Origin of the sequence: Streptomyces roseirectus (genome assembly GCF_014489635.1) — a bacterium.
Taxonomy (GTDB): Bacteria; Actinomycetota; Actinomycetes; order Streptomycetales; family Streptomycetaceae; genus Streptomyces; species Streptomyces roseirectus.
Map to the genome: position 1 here is coordinate 6,781,072 of NZ_CP060828.1, position 18,406 is coordinate 6,799,477.

Consider the following 18,406-nt stretch of genomic DNA (forward strand, 5'->3'; position numbering starts at 1 on the left):
GGGACTTACGTCTAACGGGGTTTACGTCGCGAGCGCGATGAGCCGGGTCACCAGCAGCCCGAACGGGCCGTCGGCCGGCTCCCCGCCCAGCACCGGGCGCAGCAGCTCCTTCAGCTCCTCGTCGTACGCGGCGGTCACGGCCGTCAACGCGGCGAAGTCGTGGACGAGTTGGAGCTGAAGCTCCTCGCGCGGGATGCGCTTGCCGTCCAGCCAGATGAGGGCCGTGGACTCGGCGAGGGAGATCCAGGAGCGGACGAGGAGTTCGAGCCGGGGCGGCGGGTCGGTGATCTCCAGGTGGGACAGGATGTGCTCGTACGCCTTCTGGCGCACGGAGTTGATGAGCGCGTTGGTCGTCGAGGACCCCACCGCGGGGCCGCCCCGCAGGAGGGCGGCGAACCCGGGGCCGTGGTCGTCGACGAAGTCGAAGTACCGGCGCATGACCCGCAGCAGACGGGTGCCGAGCGGCCCTTCGTGCGGCTCCGCGAACCGGCTCGCCAGATCCTCCGACGCCCGCTTCAACGCGGCCTCGTACAGGCTGAGTTTGCCGGGGAAGTAGTGGTACACGAGCGGCCGCGAGATGCCGGCCGCCGCCGCTATCTCGTCGATCGAGACCTCGTCGGGGGAGCGCTGGGCGAACAGTTCGAGCGCGACCCCGATCAGCTGCTGCCGCCGCTCCTCCACGCCCATTCTCCGCCGCACCCCGGTTGTCATGCCGACAACTTTACCGAGCGGTACCCCACTTCAACCGCCCCACTCGGCAAGGTCGTTCACATGTCGAGCACCAGCCGCCCACCGCGCGCCCGCGAGACGCAGATCAGCATCGAGTCGCCGCGCTCCTGATCGGTGAGCAGTTCGTCCCGGTGGTCCACCTCCCCCTCCAGCACCCGCTGCCGGCACGTCCCGCAGAAACCCTGCTCGCACGAGTAGAGCGTGTCCGGCAGCTCCGCGCGGACGGCGGCCAGCACCGAGGAGTCCGCCCCGACCGTCAACACCCGCCCACTGCGCCGGAGTTCGACCTCGAAGGCGGACCCGGCGGAACCGACCGCCCCGAACCGTTCGAGCCGCACGCCGGGCACCAGCTCCTCGACCGCCCGCGCCAACCCCTCGGGCCCACAGCAGTAGACGGCCGTCCCCTCCGCCAACTCACCGAGCAGCCCGCCGAGTTCGGCCCTGCCCTCGACGACCGATACTCGGTCCGGCCCGAACTTCTCGACCTCCTCCAGGAACGGCATCGACGCCCGCGACCGCCCGCAGTACAGCAGCCGCCACGCGGCACCCTCCGGCAGCGCCCGCAGCATCGGCAGGATCGGCGTGATCCCGATACCGCCCGCGACGAACACGTACGCGGGCGCCCCGGACACCAGCGGGAACCGGTTGCGCGGCCCCCGCACCTCGACCTCCATGCCCTCCCGCAGCTCCTCGTGCACCTCGCGCGACCCGCCGCGCCCGTCCTCGACGAGCCGCACGGCGACCGTGTACGACGAGGCGTCCCCGGGGTCCCCGCACAGCGAGTACTGCCGCACCAGCCCCGACGGCAGCACCAGATCGAGGTGCGCCCCCGCCTCCCAGCGCGGCAACTCCCGACCTTCGAGCCGCAGTTGGACGACGCCGTCGGCGACCGTCTCGCGCGCCGCGACCGTCAGCCGCAGCCCGCGCGTGCGGGGCCGCCCGGAGATCGGCTCCTCCAGCGCCGGCATCGGCCACAGCGGGGACGCCTGGATCCGCCGCCGCAGCGCGCGCTTCACCAGCAGCGCGGCCCCGGCGACCGCGAGGACCGTCCGCACCCGGGGCGCCATCAGGCGGCCCGCTTCTCGGCGGCGAGCGCGGCGGGGGAGGTGGCGAGATACGCGACGGCCTGCGCCGTCGACGCCTCCTGCGAGGGGTGGTAGGCGTGGCTGAGGTAGCGGGGGATCGACTTCAGCAGGTCGCCGGTGGCCGGGAGGGTGCCCTGCCGGCCGCTCAGGTAGAACGCCTTCACGCTCGCCTTGCCGTCCAGGACGGTCGGGTCGTTCTCCATGAAGTACCGGGCCCCGCGCTGCCACAGGAACACCAGCGTCGCGAAAGCCGTCGCCCAGGTCCGCACCCGGCGCCGGTAGCCGCCGTCGACGTGCATGAACAGGTCGAAGGCGACCGAGCGGTGCTCGACCTCCTCGGCGCCGTGCCAGCGCAGCAGGTCCAGCATCATCGGGTCGGCGCCGCGCCGGTCCAGCTCGCCGGCGTTGAGCACCCAGTCCCCGAGGAACGCCGTGTAGTGCTCGATCGCCGCGATCAGCGCCACCCGCTCCATCAGCCACCAGCGCCGCGCCCGTCCCGGCGGCAGGGTGCGGTCGCCGAGCAGCTTCTCGAACATCCAGTCGACCTGTGCGGTGTACGGCGTCGGGTCGAGGCCCTGTTCCCGCAGGTGGGGGAGGACTTCGTCGTGGGCCTGGGAGTGCATGGCCTCCTGCCCGATGAACCCGACGACGTCCGAGCGCAGCCGCTCGTCGCGGATGTACGGCAGCACCTGCCGGTAGACGTGCACGAACCAGCGCTCGCCCGCCGGTAGCAGGAGGTGCAGCACGTTGATGGTGTGCGTGGTGAAGGGGTCCCCGGGCACCCAGTGCAGCGGGGTCTCCTCCCAGGAGAACGACACCTTCCGCGCCTTGAGGTCGACCTGCTCGCCCTCGACCGGCCGGGGTGCCCGTGCGGCCTTCTTGTTAGACATAATGTCAATGTACTGACGGGTAGAGCGGGGGTGAACCCCCGTGCACGACCGAATTCCGACGCCCGGGACCCATCGGACGGCCCCTAGTGGAGCACCTTGACCGGCTTCCCGCCCTTCAGCGTCCCCTCCAGCGTGGCCTGCACGCCCTGCTCGGTCCGCACGGTCAGCAGGTTGCCCTCCGCCGCCACGTTGACCCCGCCCGCCGTCCGCACCGACCGCGTGTCCTTGTCCCCGGCGGCCATCAGGAACCAGTGCCCCTTCTTCGACTTCCACAGCGCCCCGGCCAGCACGTGCGGATCACGCGGACCGCACGCCGGCACGTCCGCCGCCTTCGCCACGACCGCCCCGAACAGCCCGCCCGGCGTGTGGAACTGGGCGCTCGCCCGCGTCCCGTCACCCCGCCAGGTCTCCGCACGCGTGCACACCCACTGCGCCGACCCGCTCCCGTCCGGCAGCGGCTGGCGCGCGAACTGCCAGGCGTTCACGGCCCGGACGCCCGCCGCGCGCAGGTCCGCGAGCGAACACGCGTACGGCGCCCAGGTCTTGAGGGCGTCCACGCCGGTCACGTCCCGCCCGGCGCCCGGCTTGCCCGACGTCAGCCGCGCCGGCACCAACTCGCCGAGGTCGCTGAGGAGTTGACGGCCCTGCCCGCCGGTCAGCTGGAGGACGTTCCAGCCCGTGCAGGCGCCCGTCCGCGTCGCCGGACTGCCCATCGGCGACGTCACCCCACCGGTGAGCGTCAGATCCATCACCCCGGCGCTCGGCTTCGACAGGTCCCGCTCACCGGCCCCGGTCACCCAAGGCGCCGTCAGATAACGGACGTTGCCGTCGGCGCGGCTCAGCACCACCGCGCCCGCCTCCGCGCCGGACGCCCCGTCCACCCGCGCGAAGTCCAGCGCGGCCCCGGCCGTCCCGTCCTTCGGCTCGGCGTACCGGACGATCCGCAGCCCGTCGTACAGGATCACCACGCGGACGTTGTCCACGGCACCCGCGTACAGGAGTTGGGGCGGGCCAGACGGACCGCCGGCCGGGGTGGCGGGGGTCGCGGAGACGTGGACCTTCTCGCCGGGGCGCGCCCACACCGCGAGCGCGCGGCGCAACAGGGCCTCGTCACCGGTGAGTTCACCGCGCGCGGGCCACGCCGAGAAATCCGTGCGGGCCGACGTCCGCCACGCGACCGGGGAGACCTTCAGCAGCCGTCCGGGATCCAGCGCGGCCTCGGCCGCCGGATTCTTCGCGTACGCCGGGGCCGCCGCGCCGTCCGGGCCCCAGCCGCCGCCGGGCAGCGCGACCAGCGCCCCGCACACCACCAGCGCGGCCCCCGCCGCGAGCGCCGCCCTGCCGTGCTGGCGGCGGCGCATCAGATCCGTCGGACGGGCCTGGAGCACGCAGGGGTCGAACCCGGGGGAGTCGAGCAGCGCGTACTCCGCGTCCACCTCGCCCGCCTCGCGCAGCGCCGCGTCGACCGCGACGACCCCGCACTCCCCGAGCACCTTGCGGACGTCGGCGTCCGCCAGCTTCTCCAGCCCGCGCAGCGCGTACGCCGCCCGCGCCGGCCCGTCCAGCTCCGACAGCCGCTGCTCCAGGGCGAGTTCGTCGGCCCCGCCCGCCCGCGGGAGCAGCCGCAGCCCCCATACGCGGGGGAGCGGCGACGGCAGCCCGGCCCGCTTCGGCCACGCCCGCCGCCGCAGCGGCAGACCCGCCTCCAGCGCCGTCCGCACGACCCGCAGCCGCACGTACGCGTACCCCGGATCGCCGTCCCGCCCCGCCGACTGCGCCGGGATCACCGGGGCCGAGGCCCGCCTGCGCGGCAGGGCACGCTGCACGAGCGCGTGCGCGGTCAGGACGCGCCGGCCCCTCGGGAGCGACGGCGGCAGCACCACGTAGGCGAGCCGCACCAGGCGCGGATAGTGCTCGACGAGCGCGGCCTCGGCCTGCTCCACGTCGAGAGCCGGCCCGGCGGAACCGGGGCGGGGGGAGCGGGAGGCGGGGCGCTGGGCGACATCCTGTGACTGCACGTCCGGGAGAACGAGCGGCCCGGCGACAGGTCACCGCCGGGCGGGTGAATCCCCCCTGCGGGGACGGCTGTTCGAGGAACGATTCAGCGCGGCCTCACCCGGCCGGTGCCACCAGCGCCCGCGCGTAGTTCGCCATCGACCGCTGGTAGCGCGGCAGATGGGGCGCCAGCGCCGCAAGGACCAGCGCGAGACCTTCCCGGTCCCGGCCCAGGCTCGACAGGCACAGCGCGAGACACGCGCGCACGGCGTCGTCCAACTCGTCGGACGGCGCGTCCAGTTCGGGCGTCAGCAGTTTCACCGCCTCCTCGGCCCGGCCGACGTTGCGCAGCGAACTCGCCAGCTGGATCTTCGTCCGCCGCTTCCGGTAGCCGTCGAGACCCAGCGCCAGCGCCTCCTCGTACAGGGGAACGGCCTTGTCGGAGTGGCCCGTCGAGTCCCAGGCGCACGCCTGCTCGAACGGGGCCAGCGGGCTGCCCGGGGGCAACTCGGCGGCCAGCGCGCCGATCACGGCCCGGAAGTCGGCGCCCTGCTCCTCGGTGTACTCGTCGTAGCTCGCCCACGCGGCGGCGATGCGGTCTTCCCAGTCCCGGTTCATGAAGATCACGATGGCATGCGGGGGTTACGGGGACCACAGAAAAAGATGACCGGTTGAGTGGTTCGCGTGCCGGGGGCCGTATCGAGGGGGAGGTCTCTCAGGGAGGAACTGGACAGATGAAGCTGACCCGACCGACGCTCGCGGCAGTGGCCGCCGTGGCGGCGCTGACCCTGGCCGGCTGCGGGGCCGGCGGGGACGACACGGACACGGCCGCCGACGCCGTCCCCGTCGCGGCGACCGGGAGCCTGGAGCAGCTTGCCGCGCAGGTCAAGTGCGAGCCGAACATGCAGACCGACGCGGACGAACTGCGGCAGGCGATCTGCAAGACCGCCGACGGCAAGTACATCCTCCTCACCTTCGCCACCGACCGCGGCCAGCGCGAGTGGATCAACGGCGCGAAGGACTACGGCGGCCACTACCTCGTCGGCCGCAAGTGGATCGCGGTGGGGGAGACCACCAAGACGGTCGAGACGCTGCGCAAGACCCTCGGCGGGGACATCGAGGAGGGCATCGACCACTCGGGCGGCGGACACACCAGTCACTGAAGTTTTTTCCGGTCGTACACGACAGAGCCGGCGGTGGGAATCCCACCGCCGGCTCTGTCGTCGAACTAGGCCCGTACTACTGGCACTTGCGGCCGGTGTTGATGCAGTTGACCATCTGGTTCATCGTGTTCTGCGAGAAGAAGTTGATGAAGTCGTTGTGGTCGGTGATCGGCTTGTGCAGGTTCTCCGGGAAGGAGTCCACCGCGTAGGCGTTCTTCACCTGGCCGTTCTGGATCTGCGGGCGCGGAACGTTGTAGACGAGGCGGACCTGGAGCTGCGGGATCGCCTTGAAGCCGTTGGCGCACTGGCCGTTGCCCTGGACGAACGAGACGTGTGTCCGGTGGTTGGCGGAGTCGATGTTCTGGCCGTCCCAGCAGCTCTGGAAGAAGGACGTGCGGACGACCTGGCTGCCCTGCGGGCAGATCGGGTACTTGTCCTTCAGCTGCACCTTGTTCTCGAAGCCGGTGCAGGACCAGTTGACGTTGGCGTTGGCGTTGCCGTTGACGAACGCCTTGGCGTCACCGGTGATGATGCGCAGCGCGGTCGGCATGGCGACGACGTTGCCCGCCTTGTTGCCGACGAACTTCAGCTGGGCCTGGGCCGGCTGGAGGATCCGGCCGACGTTGCCCTCCTTGCCGCCGCCGTCGTTGTTCTGGTCGAAGTCCTGGGTGCCGTCCTGGACCCGCAGGACCGGCCAGAAGTACGAGGACTTGTCGCCCTGGTTCTGGCAGCTCGTCTGCGCGCCGGCCAGCTCCTGGTCGCTCGCGAAGGCGTCGTTCGACTGGTTGCCGACGTAGTCGTGCAGGTGGTGGGCGCCGTTGGCGACACCGGGGGCCACGATCACGTTGTCCGTGTTGTGGTTGTCGTTGCCGTTGGTGCCGCACTTGGTGGTGAAGGAACCACGCGAACCGCTGTTGCCGTTCGCGGCGAGACCGTTGTTGCCCACGCCGAACTGGGCGTTGTTGCCGGCCTTCGTGATGTCCACGAAGTCCGCGGCCACCGGGCCGTTGCCGCCCTGGCCGCCGCCGGCCTGCTGACCGCCGTTGTTCTGGCCGCCGTTGTTCTGACCGTTGCCGCCCTGGCCGTTGCCGTTCTGGCCGTTCTGACCGTTGCCGTTCTGACCGTTGTTGTTGCCGCCGTTGTTGTTCTGGCCACCGTTGTTCTGGTTGCCGTTGTTGTTGCCGCCGTTGTTGTTCTGGCCGCCGTTGTTGCCACCGGCGTTGGTCTGGGCGGTCTGCGGCGTGCACGCGGCGAGCTGGCTGAGCGAGTTGTCGAACTGCCCGCCCACCCGCTGGATGTTGATGCGGATGCGGTCGATCGTCGCGGCCCGCTTCTCCTTCAGCGGACCGGTGATCGCGTTCTGCACGAAGCCCGCGTCCTGCGCCTGCGCCTGCCTGGTGGAGGCGAGCCGGGCGTAAGCCTCGGTGATCTGCTTGTCGAGCAGCGCCAACTCCCTGTCGACGCCCTGGCGCGCGCGCTGCGGCACGTTCGTCAGCCGCTGGCCGACGTCCGGGCAGGCGATCGTCGCGACCTGGGCACCTGCGGCCTTGACCTGGTTCTGCCCCGAGTTGTGCGACTCGCCGGCAGACGCGTAGAAGTTAGCCCAGATCAGCCCGCCCCCACCGAGCGCTAGGGCCGCCGACGCGGCTATGGCCTTGTTGGCCATCGACGAACGGCGTTTACGTGTGTTGCGTCCCATGGAACTCCTCTGACTTCCTTGCGGGGCAGCATCGAGGCGCCCGACAGGAGTGAAGCGGCGCCGTTCATTACGCACGCCGGCTCAGAGGTGTTCAGCCGTCTCAGAAATTCCTGAGAGTTTCGTGGGAGAGCGAAAGCGGGCTATTCACCCAACACCCGCACAACCAACACGAGTTGCCTCGATCAACGATCTCGGTCCAGGAACGCCAGCACCGCCAGTACCCTGCGGTTGTCGTCGTCCGAGACCTCCAGACCCAGTTTGGTGAAGATGTTCGCTGTGTGCTTCGCCACAGCCCGCTCGGTCACCACGAGCTTCCCCGCGATCGCCGCGTTCGACCGCCCCTGCGCCATCAGCTCCAGCACCTCAAGCTCCCTCGGCGTCAGCCGCGCGGGCAACCTGTCCTTCCCGCGCCGGGCCAGCAGCTGCTGGATCACCTGCGGGTCCATCGCCGTGCCGCCCGCCGCGACCCGGCGCACCGCGTCCACGAACTGCTCCGCGTCGAACACCCGGTCCTTCAGCAGGTACCCGACCCCGCCGGTGCCGTCCGCCAGCAACTCCCGCGCGTACAACTGCTCGACGTGCTGCGACAGCACCAACACCGGGAAACCCGGACGCTCCTGGCGCGCCCGCAGCGCGCACTGCAGGCCCTCGTCCGTGAGCGTCGGCGGGAGCCGGACGTCGACCACCGCGACGTCCGGCTTCAACTCCCGCAGGGCCCGCTCCAGTTCGGGGCCGGTCTCGACCGCCGCCGCGATCTCGAACCCGAACGCCTCCAGCAGGCGGACGAGGCCGTCCCGCAGCAGGAACAGGTCTTCGGCTAGGACAACGCGCACGGGATCTCCAGCGTGGCCATCGTGGGGCCGCCCACCGGGGAGCTGACGGCCAGGACGCCGTCGAATGTACCCAGCCGCCGCTCCACCCCGGCCAGCCCCGAGCCGGCGCCGACGGCCGCGCCGCCCCGGCCGTCGTCCGTGACGGAGATCCGCAGGACGCCGTCCGCGTGACACAGGTCCACCCAGACGCGGTCCGCGCCCGCGTGCTTCACCGCGTTCGTCAGCAGCTCGCTCACCGCGAAGTACGCCGCCGACTCCACCGGCGCGTCAAGGCGGCCCCCTAGGTCCACGTCCACCTCCACCGGCAGCGGCATCCGCAGCGCCAACGCCCGTACGGCGTCGCTGAGTCCGCGTTCCGCCAGCACCGGCGGGTGGATGCCCCGCACCAGGTCCCGCAACTCCTCAAGCGCCTCGGCGGAGTTGCGGCGCGCCTGCGACAGCAACGCCTTCGCCCTCGCCGGGTCCTGTTCGATCAGCGCCTCGATCGTCCCCAGGTCCATGCCCATCGCGACGAGCCTCGCCTGGGCGCCGTCGTGCAAGTCCCGCTCGATGCGGCGGAGTTCGGCCGCCGAGGTGTCCACGGCGGCACGCCTGGTCTCCGTCAACACGCGGACGCGGCGCGTGAGTTCGTCGTGGCTGGAGCCCAACAGGGCCCTCGTCAGGCGGAAGTGGGCCATCAGCAGCGCCTGGTTGTAGCGCAGGGCGAGCGCCAGGCAACCGGCGCCCAGCACTGCGGCGGCCAGCGCCGACGCCGTTCCCGACACCGGCACGAACGCGTACCAGTACGGGTCGTCGCCGTACGCCTTCCACAGCCCGAACGGCATCGTCAACCCCTCCAGCGCGTACACCGCCAGCAGCGCGGGCAGCAGCGCGCTGGCGAACCCCGGCAGGAGATCCGCCCCCAGCCAGCGCAGGTCCCTGCACGTCTGCGGATCACTGATCATCGTCAACGTCCGCCGCCAAGGCCCCGCCCCTTCCGGCACCTCCCTGTACACCCCGACGATTCTCACCCCACCCCACTCCTCCGCGATCTCCCTCCGCTTGTCCGCGTACCCCCGCACCGCCCCCAGCACCGCCGGCGTGGTCAAGAACCCCACCCCGAGCGGCAACAACGCGACGGAAACCACCACAAACACCAGACACACGACACTCACCGGCAACATCGCCACCGCGATCGCCAGCCCCCGCACAGCCGCCAACAGGGCTTCCCTCGGCCGCCACTTCGACGCGTTGATATCCATACCCTCAGTCTTCCGGCCCTCGGGGGCCTGGTCACGGGGGTGAGGGCCCGAGCCGGGGGGTGGTGCCAGGTACACCCCCGAGGGGCGGACGGACGATCCACGGGCCGACGAGCGGCCCGTGTCGCGCCGGGCCTGGCTGGGCAGCGCCGGTGTTCCGCCGGGGGGGCGGACGCGGGCTGGGGTGGGGCCGCCGCCCCCTCGGCCTCGCTCCCCGGATGCCGCCCCTCTTGATGCGGGACGACCACGCCGGCCGGCCCGGCGATCCTGGACCCCGCGCGGCGGTGATGTCCCGCCGGGTGGTGGACGGGCGCGGAGTCGGTGACTCGGCGGGTCAGCCCGCCGGGGCTGTCGTCGGCGGATCGCATCGGGGTGCCGACGCCTGTGCGCAGCACGCGTTGCGGCTGGACGGGCAGACCCGCAGCAGCCACCCCGGCTCCGGGCACAGGCCGACGGCCCCGCAGGGGCACACCGCCCGACGGGACACCGCGCCCGGCACCGCACCGCACCCCGCCCAGCCCGCCCCGCCCGAGCGCAGGGCGAGCCTCCCCGCGGAGCCCCCCTCGTCTGCTCTCGGCAGAGCCGCGTTCCCTTGGGCCGGAACGGCGGGCAGAGTCGGGGGCATGAGACTTCTGGTGCTGGGTGGGACGCAGTTCGTGGGACGGGCCGTTGTGGAGGCGGCGTTGGCGCGGGGATGGGAGGTGACGGTGTTCAACAGGGGGTCGGTGGGGGCGTTGCCGGGGGCTCGGGCGGTCGTGGGGGACCGGACCGCCGAGGGGGGTATGTCCGCGTTGGGGGAGGGGAGTTGGGACGCCGTCGTCGATACCTGGGCTCGGGAGCCGAGGGCCGTGCAGAGTGCCGCGCGGCTGCTGCGGGGGAGGGCCGGGCGGTACGCGTACGTGTCCAGTCTGTCCGTGTACGAGTGGGCGCCGCCCGCGGGGTACGACGAGGGCGCGAAGGTCGTCGACGGGGCGAGTCCAGGCGCCGGTCGGACCGAGTACGCGCAGGACAAGCGGGGCGGTGAACTGGCCGTGCTGGAGTCGTTCGGCGAGGAACGTTCCCTGTTCGCGCGGGCGGGACTGATCCTCGGCCCGTACGAGAACGTCGGCCGGCTCCCGTGGTGGCTCACCCGCGTCGCCCGGGGCGGCCCCGTACTCGCCCCCGGCCCACGGGAGTTGCCGGTGCAGTACATCGACGCACGCGACCTGGCCGAGTGGACCCTGGGCGCGCTGGAACGCGAGGTGAGCGGCCCCGTCAACCTCGTCAGCCCCCAAGGCCACACGACGATGGGGGAGTTGCTGGACGCCTGCGTGAACACCACCGCCTCCACCGCCGACCTCCGCTGGACCGCCCCCGAGACCGTCCTCGCGGCCGGCGTCAAACCGTGGACCGAACTGCCGGTCTGGGTCCCCCCGGGCTCGGACATGCACGACGCCCTCCACTCCGCCGACGTCTCAAGGGCGTTGGCGACGGGCCTGTCCTGCCGTCCGGTCACGGAGACCGTCGCGGACACCTGGACCTGGCTGAAGCAGCTCGACGAGGCACCCCAACGCCCCGACCTCCCGATCGGGTTGGACCCGGAGGCAGAGGCGCGAGTGCTGGCGGGGTGAGGAAGAGGGGGAAGGGAGGGGGGAAGGGAGGGGGGACCGTCAACGCCCCCTCGGCGGCGTGTACTTGTACCCCACCCTCCGCACCGTCTGGATCGCCTGCCGGTGCTCCCCCAGCTTCCGCCGCAGCCGCGCCACATGGACGTCGACGGTACGGCCGTCACCGACATGCCCGTACCCCCACACGGTGGTGACGAGCTGATCGCGGGTGTGCACCCGTCCCGGATGGGCCACGAGATGCGCGAGGAGTTCGAACTCCAGGTAGGTCAGGTCGAGTTCGGCCCCGTCGACGGACGCGGTCCGCTGCACGGGATCGACACGGACGACCGCGTCCACGTCCCCGCGTCCGGCCTCCGCGTCCGGCACCGCCACCGGCGGGAACGGCGGCTGCTGGTCCGCCGGGACGAGCACCAGGTACCCGATCATGGGCGGCTGGCCGGGGAGCGCGGGCAGCGTGTGCTGCGGCGCCGGAAGCCAAGTGGCCCCCGGCGGAAGGAAGTCCGCGATCTCCACGACCTCGTCCCGGTCGACGGCGCGCAGCCGGTGCCGGGGGGAGGGGGTGGGCGCGGAGGTCAGGGAACGAGTGGTGGTCGCCATGAGACGTCAGCTCTTTCGCGCGAGAAGTTCGTCAGGGGGGACGTACCTGTCTCGCGCCGACCGAAGGCCGGGATGTACGGCTTTAGAGGGCCGGCGCGTTCACCGCGCGACAACACACCCGATCGAAGTCGTGATGCTGACGGGAGGGCCAGAACGGCTCCAGGTCATGGCGACCCATCGCATCGGACTTCTGGAAGCTGGCCATGCGGACATTGAAGCAGACGCGGGCCCGCCGGAGCACCCCACTCTCACTGATTGGACACCCGTCTCACGACCGCACGGCAAGGAAACCGGCAGCACGCCAAGGGCGCCCCCGGAAACCCCAGGAGCGCCCCACAAGACGTCAGACGATCGAACCGACCGGACGGATCAGACCTGCCCGGCCTTCTCCAGCGCCGAGCAGCACGTGTCGACCAGCAGCCGCGTCACCACGTACGGGTCCACGTTCGCGTTCGGACGGCGGTCCTCGATGTACCCCTTGCCGTCCTTCTCGACCTGCCACGGGATCCGGACGGACGCGCCGCGGTCGGAGACGCCGTACGAGTACTCGTTCCACGGCGCCGTCTCGTGCAGGCCGGTGAGGCGGTCGTCGATGCCCGCGCCGTAGTTCTTGACGTGGTCCAGCGGCTTCGAGCCCTCGCCCAGCGACTCGGCGGCGGTGATGATCGCCTCGTAGGTCTCGCGCATCGCCTTCGTGGAGAAGTTGGTGTGCGCGCCGGCGCCGTTCCAGTCGCCCTTCACCGGCTTCGGGTCCAGCGTCGCGGAGACGCCGAAGTCCTCGGCGGTGCGGTAGAGCAGCCAGCGGGCGATCCACAGCTGGTCGGCGACGACGGTCGGGGCGAGCGGGCCGACCTGGAACTCCCACTGGCCCGGCATGACCTCGGCGTTGATGCCGGAGATGCCGAGACCGGCCTTGAGGCAGTTCTCCAGGTGCGCCTCGACGACGTCACGGCCGAAGATCTCGTCCGCGCCGACGCCGCAGTAGTAGCCGCCCTGCGGAGCCGGGAAGCCGCCCTTCGGGAAGCCGAGGGGGTAGCCGTCCTTGAAGAACGTGTACTCCTGCTCGATGCCGAAGATCGGCTCCTGCGCGGCGAACTTCGTCGCTACCTCGACGAGCGCGGCGCGCGTGTTCGAGGAGTGCGGCGTCATGTCGATGTCCAGGACCTCGCACAGGACGAGGAGGTCGTCGCCCCCGCGGATCGGGTCCGGACACGTGAAGACCGGCTTCAGCACACGGTCCGAGGAGTGCCCCTCGGCCTGGTTCGTGGACGACCCGTCGAAGCCCCAGATCGGCAGCGACTCAAGCCCGGCGAACGCGTCCGTGACGATCTTCGTCTTCGAACGAAGCTTGGCCGTCGGCTCGGTGCCGTCGATCCAGATGTACTCAGCCTTGAAGGTCACGGGGCCACATCCTTCGGGGTGTGTCTTGGCGCACTTGCGGGTGCTGCGGCACTACGGCACTGGGGCACCGCGTTCGAATACCCGCACCATGTCAACACCCGATTTCCCGCCCATTGCTCGTTTGTGAACCCCGTGTTACCTGCCCCCACCTGTGACCCGACTCACCCACCGAGACGCAAGTCCCACGATGTGACCAGCGCGGCCGCCGCGGCCCGCCCCCGCCACTCGCATGCGAGGCGATCCCCCCTCAGACCTACCCCCTCAGACCTACCCCCTCAGATCCACCGCCGGGCCCGCTCCCGTTGGTACCTCCGTTCCCAGCGAGCCTGCCGGTCCCGGCGCCAGCGGTACGCCTGGTAGGTGCCGGGCCGTCCGTGCTGGGAGTTCTGGGGGTTCTCGGGGTTCTCGGAGGGGCGGCTGGCGTAGAGGTAGAGGGCGGCTGCGGCGAGCCACCAGATGTGGTTGCCGAAGCCGAGGACGACGAGGACGACGATCCCGACGACGGAGAGGTATCCCATGGCGGCCTCCTTCGAGGTGTGACGCGGGAGTACGGTCCGGGTTCCCCGCAACGGCGGATGTATCAATGGGCGCATGTCTGTGCTGACCTCTTTCGCGTACGACCACGGCGACGACGTGCTGAGCGGGGTGCGCGGAGGCCCACCCGACGCCCCCGTCACCGCCGTCCTGCTGCACGGCGCCGGCAAGGGATCCAAGGCCCGACTCCTCCCGCTGGCCCAGGAGTTCACCCACCACGGCTGCCGCGCCCTCGCCTTCGACTTCTCCGGCCACGGCGAAAGCACCGGCGAGCTACGGGACTTGAGCCTGAGACGCCGCTTCGAGCAGGCGACCGCCGTGATCGACACCCACGCCCCCGACGGCCGCCTGATCCTCGTCGGCTTCAGCATGAGCGGCCAGACGGTCGCCGACCTCCTCGCGCACTACGGAGAACGGGTCACGGCGATCGCCCTCGCCGCCCCGGCGGTGTACGCCCCCGAAGCGTGGGACGAGCGATTCGGCGACGGCGACGCCGAGTTCACGCGGATCATCCGCACGAAGGACTCCTGGCGCACCTCGCCCGCCCTGACCGCCCTGCGCGCCTACGAGGGCCGAGCCGTCCTCCTCGTCCCCGGCACGGACGACGTGATCCCCCCGGAGGTCACGGAGTCGATCGAAGACGCCCTGACCACAAGCGCGCAATACACCCGCCTCGAACTCCCCGACGCCACCCACCAACTGGGCCTCTGGTACCGCGACCACCCCGAATCCGCCCGCCAGTTGACCCACCACCTCCTCACCGGCCAGAACTGGACCGCCACCTGGAACTGGCTGGCCGACGAGACACGAAGCCCTCTGCGCTGAGGGGCGGTTGGACCTCCCAGATGCGCTGAGTAACCCTGGACGAAACCGGCGAGTTCGCCCGCTGCCGCTGCCGCTGCCGCTGCCGCTGCCGCTGCCGCTGCCGCTGCCGCTGCCGCTGCCGCTGCCGCTGCCGCTGCCGCTGCCGCTGCCGCTGCCGCTGCCGCTGCCGCTGCCGCTGCCGCTGCCGCTGCCGCTGCCGCTGCCGCTGCCGCTGCCGCTGCCGCTGCCGACACGCCCGCAGTTCCACCCCCCCCACGTAGCTGCGGGCAGTCGTGCCGCTGGGGCGGCACGGGTGGGCGCAGCGGCACCCCGCCAGCGCGGGCAAGCACCAAGGCCCCCACCCCAGCCACCCACCGGACCCGCACCAGCCCCCCGGCAACCACCGCCTCGTCCACATCCACGATGTCGCCCCCACCAAGCGCCCCCGCACCTACCAGCCATGGCTCTCCCCGGACACCGTCCGCCTCCCCCCAGAACGCCCCGGCGCTGTGAGCCCGAGCCCTGGACGTCGTCAGCCAGACCCCCCGCTCCACGAACCCCGCTTTCTCCACTGGGACTTCCACCCCGGCAACGCCCTCTTCACGAGCCCGGCCGATCTGGACGTGGCGCACTGCTCCACCGCCCTCGCCCTCCTGCACGGCCCCGAAGCGGGCCTGGCCTTCCGGGCCCGCTACGAGGCACAGGGCGGACACGGCCTGGCGACCGGCGAGGCCCACCTCTACTGGCGCCTCCTGGACGCCCTCCCGTACGCCGCCGACGCGACGAAACTCGCCCGCCCCTGGCACGAATCGGGCCGCACGGACCTGACCCCGGCCCTGCTGAACACCCGCATGACGGCCTACGTACGCGCACTCATGACGACGTACGCCTGAAAAGGGAAAGGGGCCGGACGCCCAGCGCGCGTCCGGCCCCGAACTCGGCTCACCTCACCGCGAGTACCGCATCAACGCCCGCACCATGTGACACGTCGTGTCCGACGGCGGGTGGATCCCGATCCGCTCCGCCGTGGACCGGATCCGCTCGTTACGGGCCTGGTTGGGGACGAACACCCCCGAGTCGAGGAGGGCGATGGCGAGGCGCATGGCCTTGAGGCGACGATTGTGCGAGATGTACCACTCACGCGGGCGGCCCGCCGGCAGCGGGTGCTTCTCGACAGGGGCGTACGGCAGGTCGAACAGGACAGCGGGCACAGGCAACCTCCTGTTGCGGTCAGGAAGCCACCGAGGAAGCGTGCACATCCCCCGGTGACACCCTCGAACACTGCTTCTATTCTACCGCCCCCCACTGACAATCGCCCCTGATCAAAGGCCGTTTGCGCACCCCCGGCCGCCCCTCGGACGCTACCGTTGGCGGCATGGAGATCTGGATCAACCCCGCCTGTTCCAAGTGCCGCGGCGCCCTCACGATCCTCGACGCGGAGGGCGCCGAGTACACCGTCCGCCGCTACCTGGACGACGTCCCGAGCGAGGACGAGATCCGGGACGTACTGGGACGCCTCGGACTCGAACCCTGGGACATCACCCGCACCCAGGAGGCGGACGCGAAGGAGCTGGGCCTGAAGGAGTGGCCGCGCGACGCCACCGCCCGCGACCGCTGGATCACCGCCCTCGCCACCCACCCCAAACTGATCCAGCGCCCCATCATCACGGCCGACGACGGCACGGCGGTCGTCGCCCGCACCGAGGACGCCGTACGCGGCACCCTCCCGAACTGAGCGATCCGGCAACTGAGCGAACCGGCACCGGAATCCGTACCGACAGGCAACACAACCTCATAGGTCCCGTCGCTCGCGGCCACGAGCGGCGGGACCCTCCCTTTTTGGGCGCCCCCCTTTACACCCCCGGCTTCACACCCCCGGCGCACCCCACAGCGGAAACCACCGACCGAGGTCCGACTCGACCCGCAGATCGTTCACGAGCACCGCCTTGACCCTCAACTCCAGCGCGTTGTCCCGGCGTTGGGCGGTCCCCAGCGGCGCGAACGGATAGAACGTGCCCCGCTTGTAGAGGTACACCAGCGCCAGCCGCCGCCCCTCCCGGTCCGTGAACCCGGCCAGCGAGCACAGCAGTTGCGGCCCGAACCCGTTGACCTCCATCGAACTGTTCACCGCGTGCAGGTCGTTGACGAGCGCGGCGAGATCGTCGGGGGAGCGGCGCGAGACGAGCCAGGAGTACCCGTACCCGTCACGCGTCAACTCGACCGGCGGCCCGGTGCGTTCGGTGTCCGCGTCGAGCAGCGCCTGGACCTCGCGGTGCGTCTGGTCGAACGCCGAGCCCTCGACCGTCGCGAAGCACACCGCGCCCACCCCGGTCGGCGTCAGTCCGGCCGCCGCCTCCAGCGTCACCGCCGCCGACGGCAGCGCGAACAGCTGGTCCAGATCGGGGGCGACCGGCTTCGTCCGGCCGAGCAGGATGTCCAGCAGGCCCATTCAGTCCCCCTTCCCCACCGGCTCGCCCAACTCGGCGGAGATCCGCCCCAGTTGATCGAGCCGCTGGTCCAGGCTCGGGTGGGTGGAGAAGTACCGGGCGAGGCCCGGCTCGGCGCCGAGCGCCGGGGTGAAGTAGAACGCGCTGAACGCCTGCGCCGTCCGCAGGTCCTTCGACGGGATCCGCGCGATGTCGCCGTCCACCTTCGTCAGCGCCGACGCGAGCGCCGAGGGGCGGCCGGTCAGCAGGGCGGCGGCGCGGTCGGCGGCGAGTTCGCGGTAGCGCGACAGCGCGCGGATGAGCAGGAAACTCAAGCCGTACACCGCCATCGAGACACCGAGGACGGCCGCGAACACGGCGATCGTGTTCTGGTCCTTGCGGTCCCGCCCGCCGAACACCTGCGAGTAGAACGCGAACCGCACGATCAGCCCCGCCAGCACACCCAGGAACGAGGCGATCGTGATCACCGCGACGTCCTTGTGCGCCACGTGCGACAACTCGTGCGCCAGCACCCCCTCCAACTCCGCCGGATCGAGACGCCGCAACAGCCCCGTCGTCACACACACCACCGCGTTGTCGGGGTTGCGCCCCGTAGCGAACGCGTTCGGCATCTCCATGTCGGACACGGCGACGACGGGCTTCGGCATGTCGGCGAGCGCACACAGCCGGTCCACGACGGCGTGCAGCTCGGGATACTCCTCCCGCTCCACCACCCGCCCCCGCATCGCGAACAGCGCGATCCGGTCCGAGAACCAGAACTGGGCGCCCAGCATCGCCGCCACGACCACCACGACCAGCACCCACGACTTCAGCAGCACGATCAGGGCGGCGACGAACCCCACATACAGCGACCCCAGCAGAAACATCGTGACCGTCATCCGTACGGTCAACTGCCGGTCACTCCGAAAACGGCTCCGCATCCACATCACCCCGCAGTCAGGCACTCGCCCCCACTGCCCAGTCTGCTCGCGCCCACCCCATGAACAGTCCCCGAACAACCCCACTCCAGGCAAAAGCTCCCGGATGAACCCTTCAGAACCCCTGAACCCCGCTGTACCCCAGCACCACGATCAACAACGCGACGATCCCGAACACCAACACCACCGACCGCCACGGCGACCCCGCCCCCCACCTCACCCGAGGCACCCGAACCCTCCGCCGACGCCCCACCGGCTCCCCCCGGAACGGCACCGCCTCCGGCGGCTCCTCCTTCCACCTCGCCGCCAGCATCCTCGCCCGAGCCGACGGCTCCTTGTGCTCAGCCCCCTCAGCCCACCGAAGATCGAACTCCCGCTCTTCCTCGCCCTTTTCGTTCTTGTCGGCCATACATCTCACGATACGACGACGCCCCCGCCCCGCAGAACGGGACGAGGGCGCCGGACGG

The 18,406-nt window shown here is 71.3% G+C and carries 20 protein-coding genes; 5 read left to right on the forward strand and 15 right to left on the reverse strand.

Annotated elements, in window-relative coordinates:
- Positions 1 to 21: 21 nt before the first annotated feature.
- From IAG44_RS29030 to IAG44_RS29050, 5 genes are all read right to left on the reverse strand, one after another.
- Positions 22 to 711 (reverse strand): TetR/AcrR family transcriptional regulator, encoded by a 690-nt coding sequence (locus tag IAG44_RS29030; RefSeq protein ID WP_187750021.1) that lies wholly within the window; start codon positions 709 to 711, stop codon positions 22 to 24.
- A gap of 56 nt (positions 712 to 767) precedes the next feature.
- Positions 768 to 1,796 (reverse strand): PDR/VanB family oxidoreductase, encoded by a 1,029-nt coding sequence (locus IAG44_RS29035; protein WP_187750022.1) that lies wholly within the window; start codon positions 1,794 to 1,796, stop codon positions 768 to 770.
- A complete protein-coding gene (locus tag IAG44_RS29040) occupies positions 1,796 to 2,704 on the reverse strand; it encodes a metal-dependent hydrolase (RefSeq protein ID WP_187750023.1) in 909 nt (302 codons plus the stop codon). Before IAG44_RS29040 ends, IAG44_RS29035 begins: the two co-directional genes overlap by 1 nt.
- 83 nt (positions 2,705 to 2,787) lie before the next feature.
- The gene (locus tag IAG44_RS29045) at positions 2,788 to 4,722 is read right to left on the reverse strand and encodes a hypothetical protein (RefSeq protein WP_187750024.1); all 1,935 of its coding nucleotides are present in this window, start codon (positions 4,720 to 4,722) and stop codon (positions 2,788 to 2,790) included.
- A gap of 94 nt (positions 4,723 to 4,816) precedes the next feature.
- Positions 4,817 to 5,317 carry a tetratricopeptide repeat protein gene (locus IAG44_RS29050; protein WP_187750025.1) on the reverse strand — a complete coding sequence of 167 codons (501 nt, stop codon included), beginning with the start codon at positions 5,315 to 5,317 and terminating at the stop codon, positions 4,817 to 4,819.
- A 116-nt stretch (positions 5,318 to 5,433) separates the two neighbouring features.
- Between IAG44_RS29050 and IAG44_RS29055 the strand changes: the two genes are divergently transcribed.
- Positions 5,434 to 5,862, forward strand: a complete 429-nt coding sequence (locus IAG44_RS29055) for a hypothetical protein (protein ID WP_187750026.1) — start codon at positions 5,434 to 5,436, stop codon at positions 5,860 to 5,862.
- Positions 5,863 to 5,938: 76 nt separating this feature from the next.
- On the opposite strand, the gene IAG44_RS29060 is transcribed toward IAG44_RS29055, so the two are convergent.
- The 3 genes from IAG44_RS29060 to IAG44_RS29070 all read right to left on the reverse strand — a co-directional run bounded on the left by IAG44_RS29060 (position 5,939) and on the right by IAG44_RS29070 (position 9,635).
- Positions 5,939 to 7,561 (reverse strand): DUF1996 domain-containing protein, encoded by a 1,623-nt coding sequence (locus IAG44_RS29060; protein WP_187750027.1) that lies wholly within the window; start codon positions 7,559 to 7,561, stop codon positions 5,939 to 5,941.
- A 182-nt stretch (positions 7,562 to 7,743) separates the two neighbouring features.
- The gene (locus IAG44_RS29065; RefSeq protein ID WP_187750028.1) at positions 7,744 to 8,394 is read right to left on the reverse strand and encodes a LuxR C-terminal-related transcriptional regulator; all 651 of its coding nucleotides are present in this window, start codon (positions 8,392 to 8,394) and stop codon (positions 7,744 to 7,746) included.
- Entirely contained in the window at positions 8,379 to 9,635 is a 1,257-nt protein-coding gene (locus IAG44_RS29070) for a sensor histidine kinase (RefSeq protein ID WP_187750029.1), read from the reverse strand. The genes IAG44_RS29065 and IAG44_RS29070 overlap by 16 nt, the downstream gene beginning before the upstream one ends.
- Before the next feature lie 620 nt (positions 9,636 to 10,255).
- On the opposite strand from IAG44_RS29070, the gene IAG44_RS29075 reads away from it, so the two are divergent.
- Entirely contained in the window at positions 10,256 to 11,242 is a 987-nt protein-coding gene (locus tag IAG44_RS29075; protein ID WP_187750030.1) for an NAD-dependent epimerase/dehydratase family protein, read from the forward strand.
- 39 nt (positions 11,243 to 11,281) lie between these two features.
- On the opposite strand, the gene IAG44_RS29080 is transcribed toward IAG44_RS29075, so the two are convergent.
- From IAG44_RS29080 to IAG44_RS29090, 3 genes are all read right to left on the reverse strand, one after another.
- Positions 11,282 to 11,836, reverse strand: a complete 555-nt coding sequence (locus IAG44_RS29080; protein ID WP_187750031.1) for a winged helix-turn-helix domain-containing protein — start codon at positions 11,834 to 11,836, stop codon at positions 11,282 to 11,284.
- 369 nt (positions 11,837 to 12,205) lie between these two features.
- Positions 12,206 to 13,237, reverse strand: a complete 1,032-nt coding sequence (gene glnII, locus IAG44_RS29085) for a glutamine synthetase (protein ID WP_187750032.1) — start codon at positions 13,235 to 13,237, stop codon at positions 12,206 to 12,208.
- Between the two features lie 275 nt (positions 13,238 to 13,512).
- Positions 13,513 to 13,755, reverse strand: a complete 243-nt coding sequence (locus tag IAG44_RS29090; protein ID WP_187750033.1) for a hypothetical protein — start codon at positions 13,753 to 13,755, stop codon at positions 13,513 to 13,515.
- Between the two features lie 73 nt (positions 13,756 to 13,828).
- Here IAG44_RS29090 and IAG44_RS29095 point away from each other — a divergent pair, with 73 nt between their 5' ends.
- Entirely contained in the window at positions 13,829 to 14,596 is a 768-nt protein-coding gene (locus IAG44_RS29095) for an alpha/beta hydrolase (protein ID WP_246562162.1), read from the forward strand.
- Positions 14,597 to 14,868: 272 nt separating this feature from the next.
- Positions 14,869 to 15,468, forward strand: coding sequence for a hypothetical protein (locus tag IAG44_RS29100; RefSeq protein WP_187750034.1), 600 nt, complete (start codon positions 14,869 to 14,871; stop codon positions 15,466 to 15,468).
- 54 nt (positions 15,469 to 15,522) lie between these two features.
- On the opposite strand, the gene IAG44_RS29105 is transcribed toward IAG44_RS29100, so the two are convergent.
- Entirely contained in the window at positions 15,523 to 15,834 is a 312-nt protein-coding gene (locus tag IAG44_RS29105; RefSeq protein ID WP_187750035.1) for a hypothetical protein, read from the reverse strand.
- 116 nt (positions 15,835 to 15,950) lie between these two features.
- Between IAG44_RS29105 and IAG44_RS29110 the strand changes: the two genes are divergently transcribed.
- Positions 15,951 to 16,310, forward strand: coding sequence for an arsenate reductase family protein (locus IAG44_RS29110; protein WP_187750036.1), 360 nt, complete (start codon positions 15,951 to 15,953; stop codon positions 16,308 to 16,310).
- Positions 16,311 to 16,442: 132 nt separating this feature from the next.
- On the opposite strand, the gene pspAB is transcribed toward IAG44_RS29110, so the two are convergent.
- The 3 genes from pspAB to IAG44_RS29125 all read right to left on the reverse strand — a co-directional run bounded on the left by pspAB (position 16,443) and on the right by IAG44_RS29125 (position 18,348).
- Positions 16,443 to 17,024 (reverse strand): PspA-associated protein PspAB, encoded by a 582-nt coding sequence (gene pspAB, locus IAG44_RS29115; protein WP_187750037.1) that lies wholly within the window; start codon positions 17,022 to 17,024, stop codon positions 16,443 to 16,445.
- A complete protein-coding gene (htpX, locus tag IAG44_RS29120) occupies positions 17,025 to 17,942 on the reverse strand; it encodes a zinc metalloprotease HtpX (RefSeq protein WP_187750038.1) in 918 nt (305 codons plus the stop codon).
- A gap of 112 nt (positions 17,943 to 18,054) precedes the next feature.
- Entirely contained in the window at positions 18,055 to 18,348 is a 294-nt protein-coding gene (locus tag IAG44_RS29125; protein ID WP_187750039.1) for an SCO2583/SCO2584 N-terminal domain-containing protein, read from the reverse strand.
- Between the last annotated feature and the right edge of the window lie 58 nt (positions 18,349 to 18,406).

Excerpts from the sequence above, each read along its gene's own strand:
- IAG44_RS29075 (WP_187750030.1), top strand. The coding sequence starts at position 10,256 with ATGAGACTTCTGGTGCTGGGTGGGACGCAGTTCGTGGGACGGGCCGTT.
- IAG44_RS29030 (WP_187750021.1), bottom strand. The coding sequence starts at position 711 with ATGACAACCGGGGTGCGGCGGAGAATGGGCGTGGAGGAGCGGCGGCAG.
- IAG44_RS29035 (WP_187750022.1), bottom strand. The coding sequence starts at position 1,796 with ATGGCGCCCCGGGTGCGGACGGTCCTCGCGGTCGCCGGGGCCGCGCTG.
- htpX (WP_187750038.1), bottom strand. The coding sequence starts at position 17,942 with ATGCGGAGCCGTTTTCGGAGTGACCGGCAGTTGACCGTACGGATGACG.
- IAG44_RS29125 (WP_187750039.1), bottom strand. The coding sequence starts at position 18,348 with ATGGCCGACAAGAACGAAAAGGGCGAGGAAGAGCGGGAGTTCGATCTT.
- IAG44_RS29050 (WP_187750025.1), bottom strand. The coding sequence starts at position 5,317 with ATGAACCGGGACTGGGAAGACCGCATCGCCGCCGCGTGGGCGAGCTAC.
- IAG44_RS29080 (WP_187750031.1), bottom strand. The coding sequence starts at position 11,836 with ATGGCGACCACCACTCGTTCCCTGACCTCCGCGCCCACCCCCTCCCCC.
- IAG44_RS29060 (WP_187750027.1), bottom strand. The coding sequence starts at position 7,561 with ATGGGACGCAACACACGTAAACGCCGTTCGTCGATGGCCAACAAGGCC.
- pspAB (WP_187750037.1), bottom strand. The coding sequence starts at position 17,024 with ATGGGCCTGCTGGACATCCTGCTCGGCCGGACGAAGCCGGTCGCCCCC.
- IAG44_RS29040 (WP_187750023.1), bottom strand. The coding sequence starts at position 2,704 with ATGTCTAACAAGAAGGCCGCACGGGCACCCCGGCCGGTCGAGGGCGAG.
- IAG44_RS29090 (WP_187750033.1), bottom strand. The coding sequence starts at position 13,755 with ATGGGATACCTCTCCGTCGTCGGGATCGTCGTCCTCGTCGTCCTCGGC.
- IAG44_RS29110 (WP_187750036.1), top strand. The coding sequence starts at position 15,951 with ATGGAGATCTGGATCAACCCCGCCTGTTCCAAGTGCCGCGGCGCCCTC.
- IAG44_RS29055 (WP_187750026.1), top strand. The coding sequence starts at position 5,434 with ATGAAGCTGACCCGACCGACGCTCGCGGCAGTGGCCGCCGTGGCGGCG.
- IAG44_RS29095 (WP_246562162.1), top strand. The coding sequence starts at position 13,829 with ATGTCTGTGCTGACCTCTTTCGCGTACGACCACGGCGACGACGTGCTG.
- IAG44_RS29105 (WP_187750035.1), bottom strand. The coding sequence starts at position 15,834 with ATGTGCACGCTTCCTCGGTGGCTTCCTGACCGCAACAGGAGGTTGCCT.
- IAG44_RS29070 (WP_187750029.1), bottom strand. The coding sequence starts at position 9,635 with ATGGATATCAACGCGTCGAAGTGGCGGCCGAGGGAAGCCCTGTTGGCG.